Source organism: Tessaracoccus defluvii, assembly GCF_014489575.1.
Taxonomy (GTDB): domain Bacteria; phylum Actinomycetota; class Actinomycetes; order Propionibacteriales; family Propionibacteriaceae; genus Arachnia; species Arachnia defluvii.
The window spans coordinates 1,797,520-1,818,792 of record NZ_CP060789.1 but is presented as its reverse complement, the minus strand read 5'-3'; the positions used below and the strand labels follow the sequence as shown (position 1 = coordinate 1,818,792).

Annotated in this window: 14 protein-coding genes and 4 pseudogenes; 9 read left to right on the top strand and 9 right to left on the bottom strand. The window is 70.3% G+C overall.

Annotated features, from left to right (window positions below; genetic code table 11):
- The first annotated feature begins 46 nt into the window (after window positions 1-46).
- The 6 genes and pseudogenes from H9L22_RS08770 (at window position 47) to H9L22_RS08745 (ending at window position 6,197) form a co-directional block, all read left to right on the top strand.
- Window positions 47-1,594 carry an ABC transporter ATP-binding protein gene (locus H9L22_RS08770; protein WP_226966233.1) on the top strand — a complete coding sequence of 516 codons (1,548 nt, stop codon included), beginning with the start codon at window positions 47-49 and terminating at the stop codon, window positions 1,592-1,594.
- Window positions 1,587-2,771 (top strand): ABC transporter permease, encoded by a 1,185-nt coding sequence (locus H9L22_RS08765; protein WP_187722392.1) that lies wholly within the window; start codon window positions 1,587-1,589, stop codon window positions 2,769-2,771. Before H9L22_RS08770 ends, H9L22_RS08765 begins: the two co-directional genes overlap by 8 nt.
- Entirely contained in the window at window positions 2,768-4,069 is a 1,302-nt protein-coding gene (locus tag H9L22_RS08760; RefSeq protein WP_187722391.1) for an ABC transporter permease, read from the top strand. Before H9L22_RS08765 ends, H9L22_RS08760 begins: the two co-directional genes overlap by 4 nt.
- Window positions 4,069-4,454 (top strand): annotated as a pseudogene (locus H9L22_RS08755) (cytidine deaminase). Before H9L22_RS08760 ends, H9L22_RS08755 begins: the two are co-directional and overlap by 1 nt.
- Window positions 4,455-4,473: 19 nt before the next feature.
- A complete protein-coding gene (locus H9L22_RS08750; RefSeq protein WP_187722390.1) occupies window positions 4,474-5,550 on the top strand; it encodes an adenosine deaminase in 1,077 nt (358 codons plus the stop codon).
- Window positions 5,547-6,197, top strand: coding sequence for a hypothetical protein (locus H9L22_RS08745; RefSeq protein WP_187722389.1), 651 nt, complete (start codon window positions 5,547-5,549; stop codon window positions 6,195-6,197). Before H9L22_RS08750 ends, H9L22_RS08745 begins: the two co-directional genes overlap by 4 nt.
- Here the strand turns inward: H9L22_RS08745 and H9L22_RS08740 are convergent.
- Window positions 6,182-8,461, bottom strand: coding sequence for an ATP-binding cassette domain-containing protein (locus H9L22_RS08740; RefSeq protein WP_187722388.1), 2,280 nt, complete (start codon window positions 8,459-8,461; stop codon window positions 6,182-6,184). The genes H9L22_RS08745 and H9L22_RS08740 overlap by 16 nt on opposite strands.
- Before the next feature lie 76 nt (window positions 8,462-8,537).
- On the opposite strand from H9L22_RS08740, the gene H9L22_RS20070 reads away from it, so the two are divergent.
- Complete coding sequence (locus tag H9L22_RS20070) at window positions 8,538-9,386, top strand: ribonuclease H family protein (RefSeq protein WP_187722387.1); 849 nt, start codon at window positions 8,538-8,540, stop codon at window positions 9,384-9,386.
- A gap of 19 nt (window positions 9,387-9,405) precedes the next feature.
- Here H9L22_RS20070 and H9L22_RS08730 read toward each other — a convergent pair whose 3' ends face one another.
- Genes H9L22_RS08730 through H9L22_RS08720 form a run of 3 tightly spaced genes read right to left on the bottom strand, consistent with a single transcriptional unit; the run spans window position 9,406 to window position 11,992 of the window.
- Window positions 9,406-11,013 (bottom strand): DUF4091 domain-containing protein, encoded by a 1,608-nt coding sequence (locus H9L22_RS08730; protein WP_187722386.1) that lies wholly within the window; start codon window positions 11,011-11,013, stop codon window positions 9,406-9,408.
- Window positions 10,977-11,393 carry a YchJ family protein gene (locus H9L22_RS20755; RefSeq protein WP_455431978.1) on the bottom strand — a complete coding sequence of 139 codons (417 nt, stop codon included), beginning with the start codon at window positions 11,391-11,393 and terminating at the stop codon, window positions 10,977-10,979. The genes H9L22_RS08730 and H9L22_RS20755 overlap by 37 nt, the downstream gene beginning before the upstream one ends.
- A complete protein-coding gene (locus H9L22_RS08720; protein WP_187722385.1) occupies window positions 11,390-11,992 on the bottom strand; it encodes a hypothetical protein in 603 nt (200 codons plus the stop codon). The genes H9L22_RS20755 and H9L22_RS08720 overlap by 4 nt, the downstream gene beginning before the upstream one ends.
- A 75-nt stretch (window positions 11,993-12,067) precedes the next feature.
- Between H9L22_RS08720 and metG the strand changes: the two are divergent.
- Window positions 12,068-13,905: pseudogene (gene metG / locus H9L22_RS08715) on the top strand (methionine--tRNA ligase).
- Between the two features lie 7 nt (window positions 13,906-13,912).
- On the opposite strand, the gene H9L22_RS08710 reads toward metG, so the two are convergent.
- From H9L22_RS08710 to H9L22_RS08690, 4 genes and pseudogenes are all read right to left on the bottom strand, one after another.
- Complete coding sequence (locus H9L22_RS08710; RefSeq protein ID WP_187722384.1) at window positions 13,913-14,500, bottom strand: uridine kinase family protein; 588 nt, start codon at window positions 14,498-14,500, stop codon at window positions 13,913-13,915.
- Window positions 14,501-14,548: 48 nt separating this feature from the next.
- Window positions 14,549-16,368, bottom strand: a pseudogene (locus tag H9L22_RS08700) (DUF2207 domain-containing protein).
- Window positions 16,369-16,431: 63 nt separating this feature from the next.
- Window positions 16,432-18,098: pseudogene (locus tag H9L22_RS08695) on the bottom strand (phospho-sugar mutase).
- Window positions 18,098-18,898 carry a purine-nucleoside phosphorylase gene (locus tag H9L22_RS08690; protein WP_187722381.1) on the bottom strand — a complete coding sequence of 267 codons (801 nt, stop codon included), beginning with the start codon at window positions 18,896-18,898 and terminating at the stop codon, window positions 18,098-18,100. The pseudogene H9L22_RS08695 and the gene H9L22_RS08690 overlap by 1 nt, the downstream one beginning before the upstream one ends.
- 58 nt (window positions 18,899-18,956) lie before the next feature.
- On the opposite strand from H9L22_RS08690, the gene H9L22_RS08685 reads away from it, so the two are divergent.
- On the top strand, window positions 18,957-20,360 hold the full coding sequence (locus H9L22_RS08685) for an NAD(P)H-quinone dehydrogenase (protein ID WP_187722380.1): 1,404 nt from the start codon (window positions 18,957-18,959) through the stop codon (window positions 20,358-20,360).
- A gap of 18 nt (window positions 20,361-20,378) precedes the next feature.
- Here the strand turns inward: H9L22_RS08685 and H9L22_RS08680 are convergent, their stop codons facing one another.
- Window positions 20,379-21,215, bottom strand: a complete 837-nt coding sequence (locus tag H9L22_RS08680) for a hypothetical protein (protein ID WP_187722379.1) — start codon at window positions 21,213-21,215, stop codon at window positions 20,379-20,381.
- Window positions 21,216-21,273: the final 58 nt, after the last annotated feature.

Here is a 21,273-nt window from a genome sequence, read left to right as displayed (position 1 = left end):
TACGCTGTGAGCCCACCGCCATCGTCGGCGAAGGAGGAGAATACCCGTGACCGAGACATCAGGCCCGGTGCTGTCCCTGCAAGGGATCACCAAACGCTTCGGGCCGCTGACCGCCAACGACTCGATCAGCATCGATGTCGTGCCCGGACGCATCCATTGTCTGCTCGGTGAGAACGGAGCGGGCAAGTCGACGCTGATGAACATCCTGTTCGGGCTCCTGGCACCGGACGAGGGGGAGATCCGGCTCGGTGACGAGAAGCTCACGCTGACCAACCCGAAGCAGGCCATGGCGGCCGGCATCGGCATGGTCCATCAGCACTTCATGCTGATCCCCGTGTTCACGGTTGCGGAGAACATGGTGCTAGGCCGCGAGCCGGGCACCGGCGGCATGCTCGACCTGGCCTCCGCGCGCCGCAAGGTGCGTGAGCTCAGCGAGCGTTACCGCCTCGACGTCGACCCGGACGCGCTCGTCGAGGACCTCCCCGTCGGCATCCAGCAGCGGGTCGAGATCCTCAAGGCGCTCGCCAATGACGCCACCTACCTCATCTTTGACGAGCCCACCGCCGTACTCACCCCGCAGGAGATCGACGAGCTGATGGCCGTCATGGCCTCGCTGCGGGACGAGGGGAGGGCCATCGTCTTCATCACGCACAAGCTTCGCGAGGTTCGCGCCGTCGCCGACGACATCACCGTCATCCGCCGCGGCAAGGTCGTCGGCAAGGCCGAGCCGTCCGCCCCGGAGGCCGAACTGGCGTCCATGATGGTCGGCCGCTCCGTCTCCCTGACCGTCGACAAGGAGCCTGCCCAGCCCGGCGAGGCGCGCCTCGTCATCGATGCGCTGACCGTGGCCAGCCCCAACGGCGCCGTCGCCGTCGACGAGTTGAGCCTCGAGGTCCGCGGCGGTGAGATCGTCTGCATCGCCGGCGTCCAGGGCAACGGCCAGACGGAGTTGGCGGAGGCCCTGCTGGGCACCATGACTCCGCTCACCGGCACCGCGACGCTCGACGGGGTCGACATCACGCGCGCCAAGCCGGCCCGCACCATCGCCGCCGGACTCGGCTTCGTGCCCGAGGACCGGCACCGCGACGGCTTCGTCGGCGAGTTCTCCATCGCCGAGAACCTCGTCCTCAACAACCTCGACGCGTACTCGAGCGGCGGCCTGCTGCAGCTGGGCCGGATCACGCAGAACGCCAAGGAGCGGATCGAGGAGTTCGACATCCGGTCGACCTCACAGGCGCAGCCGGTCGGGTCCCTGTCCGGAGGTAACCAGCAGAAGGTCGTGCTTGCCCGCGAGCTGTCGCGTCCCCTGTCGCTGCTGCTGGCCTGCCAGCCCACCCGCGGCGTCGACGTCGGCGCCATCGAGTTCCTGCACAAGCGGATCGTCGCCGAGCGGGACCGGGGGACCGCCGTCCTCATCGTCTCTACCGAACTCGACGAGGTCGAGTCGCTCGCCGACAGGATCGCGGTCATGTACCGCGGTCGGATCGTCGGTGTCGTCGACTCCGACACCCCCCGCGACGTGCTCGGCCTCATGATGGCCGGAGCCACGTACGACGACGCCCTTGCGACGGTCCAGGAGGCCAGCAATGAATGAGAAGGTGGCGGCTCGCCCCGCCTGGCTCCAGACGACGATCATCACGGTCGCCGCGTTGCTGCTCGCGTTCCTCGTCAGCGCGGTCGTCATGGTCGTCGCCGACATCGAGGTCGCCTCGAAGTACGCGTACTTCTTCAGTCGTCCGGGTGACGCGCTCGCCGCGTCCTGGGACAAGATCTCGTCGACGTTCGCCGCGATGTGGATCGGCTCGATGGGCTCGCTCGTCGCCATCACGAACACCACTGCCGAGGCCGCGCCGCTGATTGCCGGCGGCCTCGCCGTCGCGATCGCGTTCCGCGCCGGACTGTTCAACATCGGCGCGCAGGGCCAGGCGATGCTCGGCGCACTGCTGGGCGCGTTCCTGGGCTTCAGCATCAAGGGGCTGCCGCTCTTCCTGCACCTGCCGCTCGTCATCATCGTCGGCATGCTCGGAGGTGCGCTCTGGGGCGGGATCGTCGGCCTCATCAAGGCCCGTACCGGCGCCCACGAGGTCATCCTGACGATCATGATGAACTACATCGCCGCGCGGCTGTTGTCGTTCCTCATGATGCAGCCCGCGTTCCAGACACCCGGCCGCGTGGATCCGATCTCGCCGATCCTCGAGTGGTCCGCGATCATGCCCCGGCTCGCGGGCACCCGCCTGCACCTGGGCTTCTTCCTCGCCCTGCTGGCCGCCTTCGCTGTCTGGGTCCTCATTGAGCGCACCAAGTTCGGCGTGCAGTTGAAGGCCGTGGGCCTCAACCCGAACGCGGCCGCCACCTCGGGTGCCAGCGTCCCGAAGATCACCTTCATCACCATGGCCCTCGCGGGAGGCTTCGCCGGCCTCGCCGGTGTCATCCAGGTCACGGCACCCGACCTTCTCACAGGCGTGCCGCCCCAGATGACGGGAACCATCATCGGCACCCTCGGGTTCGACGCGATCACCGTCGCCCTCCTCGGCCGTTCCCGACCGCTCGGCGTCGTCCTCGCGGGCCTGCTCTTCGGAGCCCTCAAGGCTTCCCGTCGGACCATGGTCGCGATGGCGCAGACGCCCGAGAAGCTGACCGACCTCATCCAGGCCCTCGTCGTGCTGTTCGTCGCCGCGCCGGCGTTCGTCACGTGGCTCCTGCCGTTCCTCAACGAGCGCAAGGCAGTCAAGGGCCAGCCCGTTTCGAGCGCCAAGGCGGTTCAAGCATGAGCACCCACACTGTCGACCACGAGTCCCAGATCATCGTCCCGACGGTGGTCGAGTCGCCGGAGAAGCGCTCCCAGCGCCTCTCCATCGGCGTGCTGCTCACACTGCTCGGCGCCATCCTGGTGGCGCTGGCGTTCACGGTGTCGAAGTCGGGCCTCATCGCGCTGTCCGACGCGTTCGCCGCGGTCAAGCTCCCGACGCTGGACGTGCCTGGCACGCCGACGGTCCTGGTGACCGGACTGCTCGTGCTCGGCGCAGGTGTCGGCTACCTCAGCGGCAGGCTCAGCCCACGGATGCGCACCGTGGCCGCCATCGTGGCCGGCGTCGGGCTCATGGTGGGATTCATCGTGTGGGCCGCCGCAAGCTCCGACCTGCCGTTCACCGTCACCAGCCAGCTCAACCTGACGCTGGAGTACGCGACACCGCTGTTCTTCGGTGTCCTGGCCGGCGTGTTGTCGGAGCGGGCCGGTGTGGTCAACATCGCCATCGAGGGCCAGTTCCTGATGGCGGCCTTCACCGCCTCCATCACCTACAGCCTGACCCAGTCGTTCGTGGCGGCGCTCTTCGCCGCAGCGTTCGGTGGCCTGCTGATGGCCGCGATCCTGGCCGTGTTCACGCTGCGCTTCCTGGTCGACCACGTCATCATCGGCGTCGTCATCAACGTCCTGGCCGCGGGGCTGACCGGGTTCATCTACCAGCAGATGGTCACCAAGAACGTGGAGACGTTCGGCCGGGTGTCGCCGATGCTGCCGTTCAAGATCCCGGGTCTCGAGCAGATCCCGTTCCTCGGCCCCATCCTCTTCTCGCTGCGGCCGCTGACCTACATGGCCTTCGTCGCCATCCCCCTGGTCTGGTTCCTGCTCTACAAGACCAAGTGGGGGCTGCGCGTCCGCTCCGTCGGCGAGCACCCGCACGCGGCGGACACCGTCGGCATCCCCGTGGTGCGCACCAAGGCCTCCGCTGTGCTCCTGGGCGGCATCTTCGCCGGCATCGGCGGCGCCTACTTCACCATCGGGTCCGTCGGCGCCTACCAGGACAACGAGCCGACGGCCGGTAACGGCTTCATCGCGCTCGCCGCAGTCATCATGGGCCGCTGGCATCCGCTGCTCGCCGCCGCGATGGCGCTGTTCTTCGGCTTCGCCCGCGCCCTGGCGCAGTCGACGAAGCTGATGGCGCTGCCGATCCCGAGCGACTTCATCGAGATGCTGCCGTACCTGGCCACTATCATCGCGGTCGCGGGCCTCGTCGGACGCGTGCGGGCGCCAGCCGCTGACGGCGACCACTTCGTGAAGAGCCACTGATGCAGGTCGACTGGGAGGCGCTGCGGGCGGCGGCCGTCGAGGCCGCCGGGCGGGCGTACGCCCCCTACTCGGGGTACCGGGTGGGGCGGCGGCGCTCGTCGATGACGGAAGGGTCGTCGCGGGCTGCAACGTGGAGAACGCCGGCTACGGCGTCACCCTGTGCGCCGAGTGCGGGCTTGTGTCGTCGCTGCTCATGGGCGGTGGCGGCCGGCTCGTCGCGTTCACCTGCGTCAACGGCGAGGGTGACGTCATCACGCCGTGCGGCCGCTGCAGGCAACTGCTCAACGAACACGGCGGTCCCGCCCTGGTGCTCGAGACGCCCGCCGGGCTCCGGACCCTCGACGAGATGCTGCCGCAGGCCTTCGGGCCCGCCGACCTGGCATGACACGCTTGGAGGAAGATCAGTGCTGACCATCGACGACCTGAGGCCGCTTCCGAAGGTCGCCCTGCATGACCACCTGGACGGCGGGCTGCGGCCCGAGACGGTGCTCGAGCACTGCGCCGAGGTAGGGCACCAGCTGCCGGCCTCGGATCCGGAGACGCTCCGGCGCTGGTTCTACGAGGCCGCGGACTCGGGCTCGTTGGTGCGCTACCTCGAGACGTTCGAGCACACGGTCGCCGCGATGCAGACCGCGGAGCACCTGCGCCGGGTCGCCGCCGAGTTCGTCATCGACCAGGCCCGGGACGGTGTCGTCTATGCCGAGGCGCGCTGGGCGCCGGAGCAGCATCTGCGTCGCGGGCTGAGCATGGCAGATGCCGTTGAGGCCGTGCGTGACGGTTTGCGTGAGGGCATGGTGGCAGCCACTGCGGAGGGCAACCGGATCGTGGCCCGTCAGATCGTCACCTCCATGCGGCACGCCGAGCCGACGCTCGAGGTGGCCGAGCTGGCACTGGCGTACCGCGACGACTCGGTGTGCGGGTTCGACATCGCGGGCGCCGAGGACGGCTTCCCCCCGGCGCGTTTCGTGGAGGCCTTCGGTTTCCTGAAGCGCAACAACATGTTCTTCACGATCCACGCGGGCGAGGCCTTCGGCCTGCCGTCGATCTGGGAGGCGGTCCAGGTCTGCGGTGCTGACAGGCTCGGCCACGGCGTGCGCATCGTCGAGGACATCGAACTGTCGGACGGCGCCGCGAAGCTCGGGCGGCTGGCCGCCTACGTCCGCGACGCGCGCATCCCGCTGGAGGTGGCGCCGTCGTCGAACCTGCAGACCGGCATCGCCACGACCATGGCCGACCACCCCGTCGATCTGCTGAAGGACCTCGGCTTCAACGTCACGGTCAACTGCGACAACCGGCTCATGAGCGCCACCACGATGAGCCGCGAGTTCGCGCTCCTGTCCGAGACGTTCGGGTGGGACCTCGACGACGTCGAGTGGTGCACCGTCAACGCCATGCGCGCCGCGTTCCTGCACCACGACCAGCGGGAGTCCCTCATCCGTGAGGTCATCCGCCCGGCCTACGCGGCCGCCCGCGCGGCGTGACAGGCGCTCCCCAGGGCCCGGTGATCCTGCCGGCTCCGGACCCGACCACGCGCAGGATCAGCCTCCGCAGGCAGACACCCGACGGTGTCAGCGACGTCGTCGGCCACCTCATCGCGGCGAACGCGGACTGGCTCGTCGTGCTGCCGGAGGACCGGCCCGCCGTCTGGGTCCCGCGTGGGGAGGCATCGGCGATCCGGGAGGTGCCCGAGCGACTCGTGCTTGCCAGTTCGGGTGCGGAGCAGGTGGAGCGGCTCCTCGAACGCGGCCTCCCCGCCTCCGCCAGGGCCCGGCTCGGCGGCTGGGTGCTGCGGCGCGGTCAGGGCGATGCGGACCCGGGGTGGGTCCTCGGCGCAGGCGATCCGGGCATGCCCTTCGCCGCGGCAGTGGCAGCGGCCGAGGAGTGGGTCGGCGGCGCGCTCCGGCTGCGGGTCGTCGTCGGTGGCGAGACTGAGCGGGAGGCGCTGGCTGCGGGGTTCGCGCCGGTGGGGGAGGCGGTGGTGAGCGCTGAGGCGCCGCTCGTTCCTCGCGGCTCCGCACGCACCGATGCGGCTTTCCTCGTGGTCGACGCCGACGACACGGCCGCGCTCGCGCGTCACTCCGCCCAGGGGCTGGTGGAGCACCACCGTCACCGCTACCTGGCCAGGTAGGCGGCCAGGTGCCGGCCCGTCAGCGTCCCGCTGGCGGCGAGTCCCGCCGGGGTGCCCTCGTACACGACGAGTCCGCCGTCGTGGCCGGCACCCGGGCCGAGGTCGATGATCCTGTCCGCCTGTGTCATGACCGCGAGTGAGTGTTCGATGACGATCACCGAGTTCCCCTCGTCGACCAGGCGGTGCAGCATCGCAAGCATCGCCTCGATGTCGGCCATGTGGAGACCCGTGGTCGGCTCGTCGAGCACGTAGATCCCGGCGTCCTCACCCATCCGGATCGCGAGCTTCATCCGCTGCCGCTCGCCGCCCGACAGGGTCGACAGCGGCTGCCCGAGGCGCAGATACCCGAGTCCGACCGCCGTCAGTCTGCCGAGGATCTTCGCTGGCACGCCGCCCGTGAAGACCGCCGCCGCGTCGGCGATGGGTAGGGCGAGCACCTCGGCGATGGTGAGGCCGTGCAGCCGGTAGGCCAGCACCTCGTCGGTGAACCTGCGCCCCTCGCACACCTCGCAGGTGTTGGCGATGCCGGCCATCATGCCAAGGTCGGTGTAGACGACGCCGAGCCCCTTGCAGTTGGGGCAGGCTCCCTCCGAGTTCGCAGAGAACAGGGCGGGCTTGACCCCGTTGGCCTTGGCGAAGGCGGTGCGGATCGGGTCGAGCAGGCCCGTGTAGGTGGCCGGGTTGGAGCGGATGGAGCCGCGGATGGCGGACTGGTCGACGACGCGCACGTCGCCGGCGCGGCCCATCGTGCCGTCGGCGACGGAGCCGTGGATCAGGCTCGACTTGCCGGAGCCGGCGACCCCGGTGATGACCGTGAGGACGCCGAGCGGCACGTCGACGTCGACGCCGCGCAGGTTGTGGGTGGTGGCGCCCCGGATCTCGAGCGCGGCCGTGGGGGTGCGCAGGTCGGACCGGAGCTTCGCGCGTGTGTCGAGGTGGTGCCCGGTGACGGTGTCGGAGGTGCGCAGCCCTGCGACGTCGCCCTCATAGGTGATCAGCCCGCCGCCGGTGCCGGCGCTAGGGCCGATGTCGACGATGTGGTCGGCGCGCTCGATCACCTGCGGCTTGTGCTCGACCACCAGGACCGTATTGCCCTTGTCACGGAGCCGGAGCAGGAGGTCGGTCATCCTGTCGATGTCGTGCGGGTGGAGCCCGACGGTCGGCTCGTCGAACACGTAGGTGACGTCGCTCAGCGCCGAACCGAGGTGGCGCACCATCTTGACCCGCTGCGCCTCGCCGCCCGACAGCGTGCCGGACTCCCGGTCGAGCGACAGGTAGCCGAGCCCCACCTCCACCAGGGAACCGAGCAGGTCGTCGAGCGCCGTCAGCACCGGGCGGGCCCTGGCGCCGTCCGGGGTGTCGCGGAGGGTCTCGACCCAGGGCCGCAGGTCGGAGATCTGCCACGACAGCGCCTCCGGCAGGGTGACGCCGTCGACGGTGGCGCTGCGGGCCGCCTCGTTGAGCCGGGTGCCTCCGCAGTCGGGACAGGCGGCGAAGGTGCCGATGCGCTCCGCGTATTCGCGGGTGTGCTTCTGGCCGGGGGTCTTCTCCGGATTCAGGAACATGCGGCGCACCCGCGGGATGAGGCCCTCGTAGGTCATGTTCATGCCGAGAGCCTTGACCTTGGTCGGCTCCTGGTACATCAGGAACTGCCACTGCTCGTCGCTCAGGTCCTTGAGCGGGACGGCCGCGTCGAGCAGCGGGTTCTCCGCGTACCCCTTCCAGTACCAGGTGCCCACGCCGAAGCCCGGGGCGAGGATGGCGCCGTCGGCGAGAGACAGGTTCCGGTCGACGACCAGCGACTCGTCGACCGCGGAGACCCGGCCGTTGCCCTCGCAGGTGGGGCACATACCCTGCGGCGTGTTGAAGGAGAAGAAGAAGCTCGCTCCGACCTCAGGGGTCCCGAGCCGCGACCACACCAGCCGCATCAGGTTGTTGACGTCGGTGGCGGTGCCGACAGTGCTGCGCGAGTTGGCGCCCATGCGCTCCTGGTCGACGACGATGGCGGCCGACAGGTTCTCGAGTGTGTCGACGTCGGGGCGGGCGGGGGAGGCCATGAACGACTGGACGAACGCCGGGTAGGTCTCGTTGATGAGGCGCTGGGACTCGGCGGCGATGGTGCCGAAGACCAGGGAGGACTTGCCGGAGCCGGAGAGGCCCGTGAACACTGACAGGCGCCGTTTGGGGATGTCGACGTCGATGTCACGGAGGTTGTTGACGCGGGCGCCCCGCACGCGGATGAAGTCGTGCTCGTCAAGAGTCATGCGCGCAAGTATGCACCCGGGGAACGTCCGTTCCGGAGAGCGCCGGGGTCCCGACCGCGCCCACTATCCTTGCCCCGTGATCATCGCTGCCGCCGACGGCTCCTCCCTGTCCAATCCCGGTCCCGCTGGCTGGGCCTGGTACATCTCCGACGACGTCTGGGCCGCCGGCGGCTGGGAGCGTGGCACGAACAACATGGGCGAGCTGATGGCCGTCCTCGACCTGTTGCGCTCCACGGCGCACGTAGACGAGCCCATGAAGGTGCTGTGTGACTCGCAGTACGTGATCAACTCACTGACCAAGTGGATGCCCGGGTGGAAGCGGAAGGGCTGGCGCAAGGGCGACGGCAAGCCGGTCCTCAACGTCGAACTCATGAAGGAACTCGACGCCGAACTCGCGGGGCGCGACGTGACGTTCGAATGGGTCAAGGGCCACGCCGGCCACCCGATGAACGAGGCGGCCGACGAGCGCGCCAGGGCGGCCGCCACCGCGTTCCAGCAGGGCAGGAAGCCCGACTGCGGGCCGGGCTATCCCGACGCCTCCCGGCCCGAGGCCCGCTCCGACTTCGCCGTCGGCCAGGTCGAGGAGCAGCCGGACCTGTTCTCCCTGACGGCGGACGCGGCGCCTGAGCCCCAGCCCGTCCCCGGCACCGCCGCCCCGCGTGCCAAGGCCTCCGTGGTCCGCGCGGTCGCGGCCCTGTCGACCGACCGGGCCTCCGTGCGGATCCACGACGACCTGCTCGTGGTGAACGGCGGCGCCGAGTCGGCCGCCCTGGCCTGGGCCGACGGTGCCAGGATCGGTCTGCGCAGCGTCGACGCCGTCGGGGATGAGGCCTGCCTCGCCCGCGTCACCGTCGACGACCGTCCCGCGGCGCTGCTGTTCCAGCGGGTGCCGGGGGCCTGGGCGCTGCGTTTCGTCGCCCACTGATCGCCCCCCGGCCCGTCCGTCAGCCGAGGGCCGCCGCCGCAGCCCGGTCGAGGGCGTCGCGGCGCCGCAGCCACTCCTCCGCGGTGACCCACCCGGCCGCGTAGTCGAGGTTCCCCTCGGGGTCGACGATGCCGAGCACCGCGTCCCGGCCGATCAGCTTCTCCGCCCGCTGTGCGGCAGCCAGGTCTCCCATCGCCTCCGCGAAGAGGCGGTGCCGCTGTGACTCGAGGGGCTCGTAGCCCGGCCCCGGGTAGACGACGAAGGGATCGCCACCGATGAATCCGCCCCCCGCGCTCGTGTCGTGGAACGGGTCGATGGGCCGTCGCGACAGCTGGGCGTTGTAGAAGTTGAATCCCCAGTGCAGGAATCCGACGGCGCCAGCCTTGTACAGCTGCCAGCCGAGGGCCCGTGTGCGGATTCCCTCCTGGGCGATGAACCGGTTGGCGACGCCCCAGCTCTGCGCGATGCAGTGGTAGACCCAGCCGGGTTCGATGCCCGCGTCCCGGAAGGCGCCGACGGCGTCGGTGGCCACCACGGGGACCTGCACGAGGTCCGCGAACTCGGGATGGGACAGGGCATCCACCACCCGGCATCCCTCCAGGAGCGGGGCCACGGAGGCAGCGGAGGCCCCGTAGCTGGCCAGGTGCTCGTCGGTCGGCTCGTCGGAGACGTGGAAGATGGTGTTCCCGAGGCCCACGCGGCCGCCGAAGTAGTCGATGAGGAAGGGGACGACCTGGCCGAGGAAGTTCTGGTACTCGGGGTCGAGAGCGTCGGTGTGCCAGCCGAACAGCTGCCGTTCCTCGCCGTCGACCCGTACCCAGACCTGCGGCGCCGCCGTGGCTCCCCACTGCGTGAACAGGTGGGGCACCTCCACCTGGCTGAGGCCGGCGGCCGCCGCCAGTTCCATCCAGCGGTCGAGGCGGTCATGCCCGAAGCTGTAACGTCCGTCGACGAGTTCGATGTCGAGGAGCTGGGTGCGGGGCCGGTTCGCGCCGCGCTCGGTGTCGAGCGGCGGCGTCCACACGGGTGTCAGCAGCATGGTGGAGCCCATCCGGGCCGCCGACCGCATCTGCCTACCGATGGCCTCCCAGTGCTCCTCGCTCCACGTCTCGACGCCGTAGTAGGTGGCCAGGCAGTCGGCGTGGAACCACTGCGTCACCTCCAGGTCGGGCGCCTCGACGGGGGCGGGGACCGTCGTCACAGGCAGCACGAGGCGTGCGACCTCGTCGCCCCGGTCGGTGACCGTGATCACCAGTTCGGAGGCGGGCAGCGTGACGTCGACCCAGATGCTGTGCCAGCCGAGGTGGGTCGCGCGGGCGGGCCCGTCGGTGGGACGCAGGAGGTCGGGCAGCAGCCCCGGCTCGGTGGCGACGTAGGCGTCGTCGTGTTCCCGCCAGCAGGGCACGTGGACGGGGACGAGGCCGACGTCGAAGGTGGCGACGTCCGCTGCGCCGTCGACCTCGACACGGACCTCGGACGACGGCGTCTCGCGCCGGGTAGGCGGCGCGAGCCAGGCCACCTGGAACGAGAGCGTCTGGCCCTCCCAGCCGGTGAGGCCTTCGAGGGGGGCGGTCGGCTGCCAGTCAGGCGTCACCTTCGCCATGGAGTGGGTGAGTAGGACCTGCACGGTGCCTCAGTAGGTCCCGTCGTAGTAGTACCAGCGGCCGTCCTCGAAGAAGAAGCGGCTGACCTCACGTAGCTCTCCCGCGCCCTCGGGCGAGGTGTAGGAGGCGGCGAACGTGACGGTGCCCTCGGTGTCCAGGCCTTGCCGTCGGTGGTGGCGATGATCCGCAGCCCGGTCCAGGTCAGCTCGGGGTCGATGTCGACGATGTCGGGACGCATCTCCGGGTGCCAGGTGGCGAGCAGGTAGTCGGCGTTCTCCAGCGCGAACGCGGTGTACCGGGAGCGCATCAGCGCGACCGCCGTCGGCGCGGGCCGCCCGGCGTGCCAGCGGCCGCAGCAGTTGTCGTAGGGCTTGCCGGTGTCACAGAGGCAGTTCGTCGTCATGGTGGGCACGAGTGTACGGCCAGCGGACGTGCTTCAGGCGGGCCAGGAGAGCGAGATCGTCGGCTCCCGGTCGGGGCGAACTCGCCGCCCAGCTGCATACAGTCCTGCGTGACGTCGAAGGTCTCCTCACCGAACGTCACCCGCAGCTCCTGGAGGCCGCGCTCACACCGGCCGTTGCTCAGCCACTTCAGCTCGAGTGTCGTCCACCCGCCCGGGGCGAGCATGGGCGGGGTCCCGTAGGCCTTGTGCGCCACTTCACCACGCAGCCCATCAAGGTCGGCCCCCGTCAGAATGGGGGCGGGGAGCGTGAGCCCTGCGTCACTGCAGTTCCCCACCTGGATGAACAGGAAGCGAGACCCGAGCGCCGCGTCGACCCGGCCGGACCGCAGCGTCAGCCCCGACGCGTCGTCACAGGTCGGGGGCGCGAGCGTCGGCTCGCTGGCCGGGGTGACGACGGGTTCCGTGGTCTCGCTTTCGGGCGACGGCGTGGGTGTCGCCTGGACGGATGGCCCCGGGGGAGCGGGGATGGCCGCTATCTGCGCAGAGCCACAGCCCGTCATGGTCGCGAGCACGACGAGCACAGCGGCGACGGTTCTCATGGGCAGAACCTAGCCCGTCGGCGGAATTCGCCGCGTCGGCTCCTGGTCCCGGGTTACCCCGCCCGCGGTCGAAGCATGCGCCCACTTCCCGCTGCAGGAGGCCCGTCCGGCACCGATAGACTCACCCCCATGAGTCGTATTCTTGCCGCGGTCGCCTGGCCGTACGCCAACGGTCCCCGTCACATCGGGCACGTCTCCGGTTTCGGGGTGCCCTCGGACGTGTTCGCCCGGTACATGCGCATGGCAGGCCACGACGTCCTCATGGTGTCCGGCTCCGACGAGCACGGCACCGCGATCCAGGTGAAGGCCGACTCGGAGGGGCTCACGGCCCGCGAGACGGCGGACAAGTACCACGCGCAGATCGTCTCCGACCTGCAGGGGCTCGGCCTCAGCTACGACCTCTACACCCGCACCACGACGCCGAACCACTACCGCGTGGTGCAGGATATTTTCACCGCGCTGTACGAGAACGGCTATGTCTTCCCGAAGACGCAGATGGGCGCCATCTCGCCGTCGACCGGCCGCACGCTGCCCGACCGCTTCATCGAGGGCACGTGTCCGATCTGCGGCTACGATAACGCCCGCGGCGACCAGTGCGACAACTGCGGCAACCAGCTCGACCCGGCGGACCTGATCAACCCCAAGTCCAAGACCAACGGCGAGACGCCCGAGTTCGTGGAGACCGAGCACTTCTTCCTCGACCTGCCGAAGGTGGCCCCGCAGCTGGCCGCCTGGCTGGAGAGCCGCGAGGACTGGCGCCCCAACGTGCTGAAGTTCTCGTTCAACCTGCTCAAGGAGATCCGCGAGCGCGCGATCACCCGCGACCTCGACTGGGGTGTCCCGATCCCGCTCGACGGCTGGCGTGACGCGCCCATGAAGCGCATCTACGTCTGGTTCGACGCCGTCATCGGCTACCTGTCCGCCGCCGTCGAGTGGGCCGCCCGCTCCGGCGACCCCGACGCCTGGCGTGCCTACTGGAACGACCCGGAGGCGCTGTCCTACTACTTCATGGGCAAGGACAACATCGTCTTCCACTCGGTCATCTGGCCCGGCATCCTGCTGGGCGCCAACGGGCAGGGCGAGGCCGGCGGAACCGTCCGCCCGTCGCTGGGGAGCTGCGGCTGCCCACCGAGGTCGTCAGCTCCGAGTTCATGACGATGAAGGGCTCGAAGGTGTCCTCGTCGCGCGGCGCCTCGATCTTCGTCGGCGACTTCCTCGCCGAGTTCGGCCCCGACGCCCTGCGGTACTACATCGCCGTCGCCGGCCCCGAGAACCAGGACACCGACTTCACCTGGGACGAGTTCGTCCGCCGCACCAACTTCGAGCTGGCCAACGAATGGGGCAACCTGGTCAACCGCTCCATCTCGATGGCGCACAAGAACAACGGCGCCATCCCCGCGGCGGGGGAGCTGACCGACGTCGACCGCGCCCTGCTGGCCGAGTCCGCGACCGCGTTCGACGTCGTCGGCGAGCACATCGCCGCCCGCCGCTTCAAGGCGGGCATCACCGAGGCCATGCGCATCGTCTCGCTCGCCAACAAGTACATCTCCGACATGGAGCCCTGGAAGCTGAAGGACGACCCGGCCCGCCGCGACACCGTGCTGCACGTGGCGCTGCAGGTGGTCTCCGACGCCAACACGCTGCTCACGCCCTACCTGCCGCACTCGGCGCAGAGGATCTTCGAGGCGCTGGGCGGCGAGGGGATCTGGGCGTCGCAGCCGCAGATCGTCGAGGTGACCGACGGCGACCTGACCTACCCGACGCTGCAGGGCGACTACGCCGCGCAGCAGGCGACCTGGGCGTCGCAGCCGATCGTGGCGGGCACCCCGCTGGCGAAGCCGAGCCCGCTGTTCACGAAGCTGGACGACAAGCTGGGGCAGACCGGCCCGAGCTGGGCGCCGATCGCCGACTGAGCCCGGCTCAGTCGGTCAGCCGCCGCAGCGCCGCCTTCATCGACACCGGCCGGAAGCCCTGCGCCAGGGCTTCCCGCCGCAGGGCGGGCTCGCCGCGGTACAGCGCCGCGCCGCGACGCAGGAGGACGGTGGGCGTCTTGCGACGCTCCCGCAGGTCGCGGGTGAGACGGCGGGAGAAGTTCGCGGCCCGGAACCGGTCCAGCCACAGCCCCTCGGTGTCGATGCCAGCGGCCAGCGCGGGGCGCAGGGCGTCGATGGCGAAGATCCCCTCGGCGACGATCATCGTGGCGTCGCCCATCTCGATGCGCCTGCTCCCGGTGCGCCGGGACAGGGAGATGTCGTAGGTGGGGACCTCGCACGCGCCATCGGTGAGCAGCGCCCCGATCGAGGCCAGAGCCAGGTCGAGGTCCCACGTCTCCACCCGGTCCCAGTCGGGGATCCCCATGGGGGTCATAGGCATGCCGGGACGGCTGGCGTCGTAGTAGAAGTCGTCCAGCCGGAAAGGCAACGCCGAGGCGGCCTCCGCGGCCAGCCGTGTCAGCCTCGACTTGCCACTCCCGGAGGGGCCGGCGATCAACAGCAGGCTCCGATTCATGCGCGACAGCCTAGTGGTCGCGGCGTCACCGCCGCGACCTGGGACGGCTCACCAGGAGCCGCCGCCACCGCCTCCGAAGCCGCCGCCGCCGCTGAACCCGGAGCCGCCGGACGAGCCGCCGGTGGCCTGGCTCATCCCGTCCGCCCGTGCGGCCTGCATGGCGCTCGACATGGAGGAGGCGAGGCTGTTCATCGCATGGCCGAACGCGTAGCCGCTGTAGAGGTTCGGGCCGACATACCACGACGTGTCCGCCTGGTAAACGCCCTCCTGGCCCAGCTGGGCGAACAGGTTGCTCCACCGGTCGGCCACGCCGAAGACCATCGCGTAGGGGAGGTACCGGGAGAAGACGTCCTGGTTCTCCTCGAAGCGGATGGTCTCCTTCTCGGCCGTGCGCAGATACAGTTCGAAGCCCTTCGCCTGCGCCAGGAACGCCGACCCGGCCGCCGTGCGCTTGCGGAACTTGCCGGACAACGCGATGAGGCCGATGCCGAACACGGCGAACGGGATGGAGATCAGACCCCAGCCAAAGCCCCGAACACGATGAAGATGCCGAAGGCGACGAGCAGGGACAGGCCGCCCAGGAAGATGGGCCCGAGCTGCGCGGTGGCGGGGTTGCCGCGGAACCAGCCACGGCGCACGACGGAGGTGTAGAGGCCGCTGCGCGCCTCGGGGAGCACGTCGGCGAACTTCGCCTTCTTGAGCTCGCTGGAGGTGCGTGTGGCAGCTCCCTGGAACAGGTTCGCCAGGAGCTGTTCCTCGTAGGGGAGGAGGGTTTCGGTGGCGGGCGCGTTCGTCGCGTGCAGCGTGAACTTCTTCCCGCCGTCGGACTCGATCTTCATGAAGCCGCGGACGGCGAGGTCGACCATGGTGGCCGACACGTCGATGTCGTCCGCGGTGGTGTCGAGGAGGGTGCCGATCTCGCCCGGGCGGGCGCCCTTCGGCGGGTGGAACTGGACGGTGACGGGGGCCTTGCCGGAGGCCTTCCCGATGCTGCCCTCCTCGCCCTTGCCCGGCAGCAGCCCGGGCGTGAGGCCGAGGTAGACATCGTCGCGGGCATGCCTGCGACGGATGGCGACGAGGCCGCCGATCGCTGCCAGGGCGCCGGCAGCAGCGACACCGCCTGTGGCGGGGGTGAGCTGCATCATGTTGCCGAACGTCGGCTTCAGCTCCTTCTCCTGCTCGACGCCGCCGAAGGTGCCGGCCGGGAAGCCGGTCACGATCTGCATCGGCTCCCGCGGAGAGAGCTCGTCGACGGCGAACGTGGCGGTGTCGCCGGAGAAGGAGGTGGTGCACGGGGTCTGGTTGGAGTACGGGCCGTAGAAGCAGGCCGACTTGGACACTGCGGCGGGGCCGGTGACCGTCACCGTCACGTCGGAGAACCGGGACCGCCAGGCGGGGCCGATGACGTCCCAGTTGAACTCGTCCAGGCCGCTGACCGCGTGGTCGGAGACGATCAGCCCCGTCACGTCGTAGCGCAGCGTGTAGGACTGCGGGGTGTCGTTCCACCGGTTCTCGTCGCCGATCCGCAGACCGAGCATGTCGCTCTCGGAGAATTCGTGGACCTGGGCTGAGGCTCCCGTGGAGGAGGAGACCGAGATGTTGGAGTACCTGAAGACGAACTGCTCGTCGGGGTTGGCACCGTCGTCCTGCCGCGTCGGCAGCAGGATCTCCGGGCCCCGGCCCCTCACGACGCTGAAGTCCATGGTGAAGTCGATCGTCACCTCGGCGACGCCCTCGTCGGTGAGGTTCACGGCGACGTCGTAGTTGGTGAACGGGGCCGAGTCGTCGGCGTGCGCGGGGACAACCACGACCCAGGCCGAGACCAGTGCGAGGAACAGTGCTGCGAGACCGGCGCGGAGCTTCGTCATGGATCAAGAGTAGCCACCCCGGTGCTCACAGGACCGGGGTGACTGCTCAGCGGGTACGGCGGTTCAGGCGTCGACCCCCAAAGCCGCGGCCATCTCGGAGCGCAGCTGCGTCAGCTGTTCCGCTGCAACGGCCCGGGCTGCGGGGACGTCGGCGGACTCGTCGACCCCGAGCCGCACCTCCAGGTAGCACTTGAGCTTCGGCTCGGTGCCGGAGGGGCGGGCGACGACATGGACACGTTCCCCGGTCAGCTCGACCCCGTCGGTCGGCGGCAGTGTGGCCGACCCCTCCGCCAGGTCGACGACGGTGACCGGGGCCCCCAGCAGCGTGGCCGGGGGATTGGCGCGGAGCCGGGCCATGGCGTCGGCGATGAGGCTCAGGTCCGCCACCCGCACGGACAGCTGTGACGTGGCGGTGAGCCCGTGCGTCCGGGCGATCTCGTCGAGCCTGTCGGCCAGGGTCCCGCCCTCTGCCTTGAGTCCGGCGACGATCCGCAACACGGTCACCGCGGTGCTGATGCCATCCTTGTCGGGAACCGCGCGCGAGTCGACGCAGTAGCCGATCGCCTCCTCGTAGCCGAAGGCGAGGTCGGGGACCCGTCCGATCCACTTGAACCCCGTCAGGGTGGTGGTGTGCGTGCGGCCGGCCGCGGCCGCCATCCTGCCGAGCAGCGTCGAGGAGACCACCGAGTTGGCGAAGACCCCCGGAACGTCCCGGCGGATCGCGTCGTCGCCGAGGATCGCCCCCAGCTCGTCGCCCGTCAGCATCCGCCACGTCCCGTCCACGACGGCGGCGACGGCGCACCTGTCGGCGTCGGGATCGTTGGCGATGACGACGTCGGCGCCCCTGGCCTCGGCGAGCGCGAGCGCCAGGTCGATCGCACCCTTCTCCTCGGGGTTCGGGAACGCGACCGTCGGGAAGTCCGGGTTGGGGTCGGCCTGCTCGGCGACCTCGTGGGGGGCGGGGAGCCCCGCGGCCTCAGCGACCGCGCGGACGGTTGCGGCACCCACCCCGTGCATCGAGGTGTGCACCCACGTCACGTCGCGGGGGCGTCGGCGGGGTAAAGCGAGGCCACCCTGGCGACGTAAGCGGTGAGCAGGTCGGCGGTCACATCGACCCTGGCCGTGTCGCGCGGCAGCGTGGACCACGCTCCGGCCGCCACAGCCGCGATCCGCTCGGCGATCTCGCCGTCGGTCGGCGGGATGATCTGCGAGCCGTCGCCCAGATAGACCTTGTAGCCGTTGTCCTTCGGCGGGTTGTGCGACGCCGTCACGACGACACCGGCGACGCAGCCGAAGTGCTGGATGCCGAAGGCGACGACCGGCGTCGGGATCGGCTCAGCGGTCCAGAGCACCTCGAAGCCGGCGCCGGCCATGATCTGCGCGGTGTCCTCCGCGAAGGCTGCGGAGCCGTGCCTGGCGTCGTGGCCGACGATGACCTTCCCGCCGGTGAGGCCCTGTCCGGTGAGCCACTCGGCGAAGCCGGCCGCCGCCTGGGTGACCACCACGCGGTTCATGCGGGCCGGGCCCGGGCCGACGGGGCCGCGGAGGCCTGCGGTGCCGAACTCCAGCGGCCCGGAGAAGGCGGAGGTCAGCTCGGCGAGGGCGGCCTCGCGGAGACCGTCGTCGTTGGCCTGGGCCTGCACGATCAGCTGGTCGAGGGTGGCCCGGGAATCGTCGTCGATGTCGGCATCGCGCCAGGCGGCCGCGGCGGTGAGGACGTCGATGCTCATCACAGCCTCCCCACGATGCCGGCGAGCAGGGCGGCCAGCCGTGGCCCGGCGTCGCGCCCGGCCTGCAGCACCTCCGCATGGTCGAGGTTGGAGTCGCCCATCCCGGCGGCGGCGTTGGTCACCAGCGACAGGCCCAGCACCTCCAGGCCCGCCTCGCGGGCGGCGATGGTCTCGAGCGTCGTCGACATGCCGACGAGGTCGCCGCCGAGGATCCCGGCCATCCGGACCTCCGCCGGCGTCTCGTACTGCGGGCCACGGAACTGGACGTAGACACCCTCCGGGAGTGCCGGGTCTACGGCGCGCGCCACGTCGCGCAGGCGGGAGGAGTACGCCTCCGACAGGTCGATGAAGGTGGCCCCGTGCAGCGGCGTCGCGCCGGTGAGGTTGATGTGGTCGTTGATGAGGACGACCGTGCCCGGAGCCCAGGCGGGGTTGAGGCCGCCGCAGCCGTTCGTCAGGACCAGCGTGGAGGCACCCCAGGCGGCGGCGGTGCGGACGCCGTGCACGACGGCGTCGGCTCCGCGCCCCTCGTAGAAGTGGGTGCGGCCCGTGAAGATGGCGGCCACCCTGCCGCCGGTCGTGCGCACCAGCTTCAGCGCGCCGCCGTGCCCGCTGACGACCGGCTTGCTGAAGCCGGGGACGGCGCCGAGCTCGATCTCGCCCAGCGGCTCGCCGAGCTGGTCGGCGCCCGAGGACCAGCCGGAACCCAGCACGAGGGCGATGTCGACGCCGTCGGTTCCGAAGTGCGAACGGAGGAAATCGGCGGCGGAGGCGGCGAGGGCGAAGGGATCGTCAGTCATCCGGCCAGCATAGTGAAGCGGTCGGTACGGCGACGGCAGCTATGGGAGGATGGGGGCCGTGACCAAGGTTGTGATCATCGGTGGCGGACCCGGCGGATACGAGGCGGCGCTGGTGGCTGCGCAGCTGGGCGGTGATGTCACCCTGATCGAACGCGACGGGCTCGGCGGTGCCGCCGTCCTGAGCGACTGCGTCCCGTCGAAGACCCTGATCGCCACGGCCGAGGTGATGGTGCGCATCGAGGCCGCCCGCCAGCTGGGGCTGCACATCGGCGCAAGGGAAGTGACCGACGTGGTGCGCGTCGACCTCGCCGAGGTCAACGACCGCGTGCTCGCCCTCGCCAAGGCGCAATCCGACGACATCGCGCAGCGGCTGCGCCTCGAGGGGGTCCGGCTGGTCAACGGCAGCGGCAGGCTCGAGAGCGCCCACCGGGTGATCGCGGCCACCGAGGAGGGCGAGGTCGCCTTCGACGCCGACATCATCCTGCTCGCGACGGGAACCACCCCGCGCGAACTTCCCGACGCCCCGTGCGACGGCGAACGGATCCTGAACTGGAAGCAGGTCTACAACCTCACGGAGCTGCCGGAACGGCTCATCGTGGTCGGCTCCGGCGTGACCGGGGCAGAGTTCGCGTCCGCCTATGACGGCCTCGGGTGCGACGTCGTCCTCGTCAGCTCACGCAGGCAGGTGCTGCCCGGCGAGGATCAGGACGCCGCGGCCGTGCTGCAGCGGGCCTTCTCCGAGCGTGGCATGCACATCATGAGCGAGTGCCGCGCAGTGGCCGCCCGTCGCGAGGGCGACGGCGTCGTCGTCACCCTGGAGGACGGCCAGGAAGTGACCGGCTCGCACGTCCTGATGGCCGTCGGAGCCATCCCGAACTCGGCGGGCCTCGGGCTGGAGGAGGTCGGGGTCGGGTTGACACCGTCCGGCCACATCAGCGTCGACAAGGTGTCGCGCACGAGCATCCGCAACATCTACGCCGCCGGCGACGTGACGGGAGTGTTCGCGCTGGCCTCGGTCGCCGCGATGCAGGGCCGGGTGGCAATGTGGCACTCGCTGGGCGACGCCGTCACTCCGCTCGACCTGCGCAAGGTGTCCTCGAACGTGTTCACCACCCCGGAGGTGGCGACGGTGGGGATCACCCAGCAGGACGTCGACACCAGCGATGTGCGCGTCGCGTCCGTGCTGCTGTCGCTCGCGCCGAATGCGCGGTCCAAGATGCAGGGCTTCACCGACGGCTTCGTGAAGCTGTTCTGCCTGCCGACCACCGGCATCATCATCGGCGGGGTGGTCGTCGCGCCGCGCGCCTCTGAGCTGATCCACGCCGTGTCGGTGGCCGTGTCACAGCGCGTGACCGTCGACGACTTCAGCCACGCGTTCACCGTCTATCCGTCGATGTCCGGTTCGCTGGCCGAGGCGGCGCGCCGCCTCCACAACCGCCACGGATCGCTGCTGACGAACTGACCCCTGCGGCCGGTCGCGTCAGTCGTCCAGGAGCCCCATCAGCAGCGAGAATCCGCCGATCATGAGGGCCCCATGGGTCAGGGAGCGCAGCGCCGGATCCGTGCCGTAGCGGCCGTAGTAGCCCTGCGCCCAGGGTGCGTAGCTGCGGTCTTCCCAGTAGGGGACCATCTGCTGCTGCGGGGCGGCGTAGACCATCCGGATCGACGGATCGTTGCCGGTGCGGATGCGCTGGACGTCGGCCGCGCAGGCGGGCACCTGCCGGACAGAGCCGCCGGGCGGCGCCCAGGACACGTCCTCGACGGAGACGCCGTGGGCAGGGTCGAAGAAGCAGGGCACGCGGCGGGCCGGGACGGGGTGCCCGTTGACGCGTGCCTTGACGCAGGCGATCTCGTAGCGTCCCTTTTCGAGGATCTCGGCGATGCGCTTGACGTCGGCGTTGGTGGTGGCGTGCTGCAGTTGCTGCTTCGCACCGTCGTAGGCGTCCAACGCGCTCGAGTAGTCGGCCTGGGCGGTGACGTCCAGCTCGCGGCCGACGACGTCCAGATCGAGGTCGCGCAGCTGTTCGCCGTAGGAGGTGATGTCCCGGTCGACGGCGTCACGCACCTGGGGCGTCATGGGCTGGTAGGCGGCAGGGTCATAGCCCTGGGCGGGCTGCGCTCCGTATCCGACGGGGGCCCCGTAGCCGAGCTGGTTCCCGAAGCCGCCCCACTGGGTGAGCTGCGGCGGCTGCTGTGGCGGCAGCTGACCGTAGCCCGTGGGGCCACCGCCGAGCGGCGGGCGTCCCGACCGGGTGATCCCGAGGATCACCGAGACGACGATCACGATGAACATCATCGTGAAAATGCCGCTGAACATCATCAACTCTCCTCGCGTCAGCCTTACCTTTCAGGGTACAGACCGACGCAATGCGGCG

Coding starts and splice junctions, on each gene's coding strand:
- H9L22_RS20755 (WP_455431978.1), bottom strand. CDS start 11,393: ATGACGACGAACTGCCTCTGTGACACCGGCAAGCCCTACGACAACTGC.
- H9L22_RS08765 (WP_187722392.1), top strand. CDS start 1,587: ATGAATGAGAAGGTGGCGGCTCGCCCCGCCTGGCTCCAGACGACGATC.
- H9L22_RS08680 (WP_187722379.1), bottom strand. CDS start 21,215: ATGTTCAGCGGCATTTTCACGATGATGTTCATCGTGATCGTCGTCTCG.
- H9L22_RS08760 (WP_187722391.1), top strand. CDS start 2,768: ATGAGCACCCACACTGTCGACCACGAGTCCCAGATCATCGTCCCGACG.
- H9L22_RS08740 (WP_187722388.1), bottom strand. CDS start 8,461: ATGACTCTTGACGAGCACGACTTCATCCGCGTGCGGGGCGCCCGCGTC.
- H9L22_RS08720 (WP_187722385.1), bottom strand. CDS start 11,992: ATGAGAACCGTCGCCGCTGTGCTCGTCGTGCTCGCGACCATGACGGGC.
- H9L22_RS08710 (WP_187722384.1), bottom strand. CDS start 14,500: ATGAATCGGAGCCTGCTGTTGATCGCCGGCCCCTCCGGGAGTGGCAAG.
- H9L22_RS08690 (WP_187722381.1), bottom strand. CDS start 18,898: ATGACTGACGATCCCTTCGCCCTCGCCGCCTCCGCCGCCGATTTCCTC.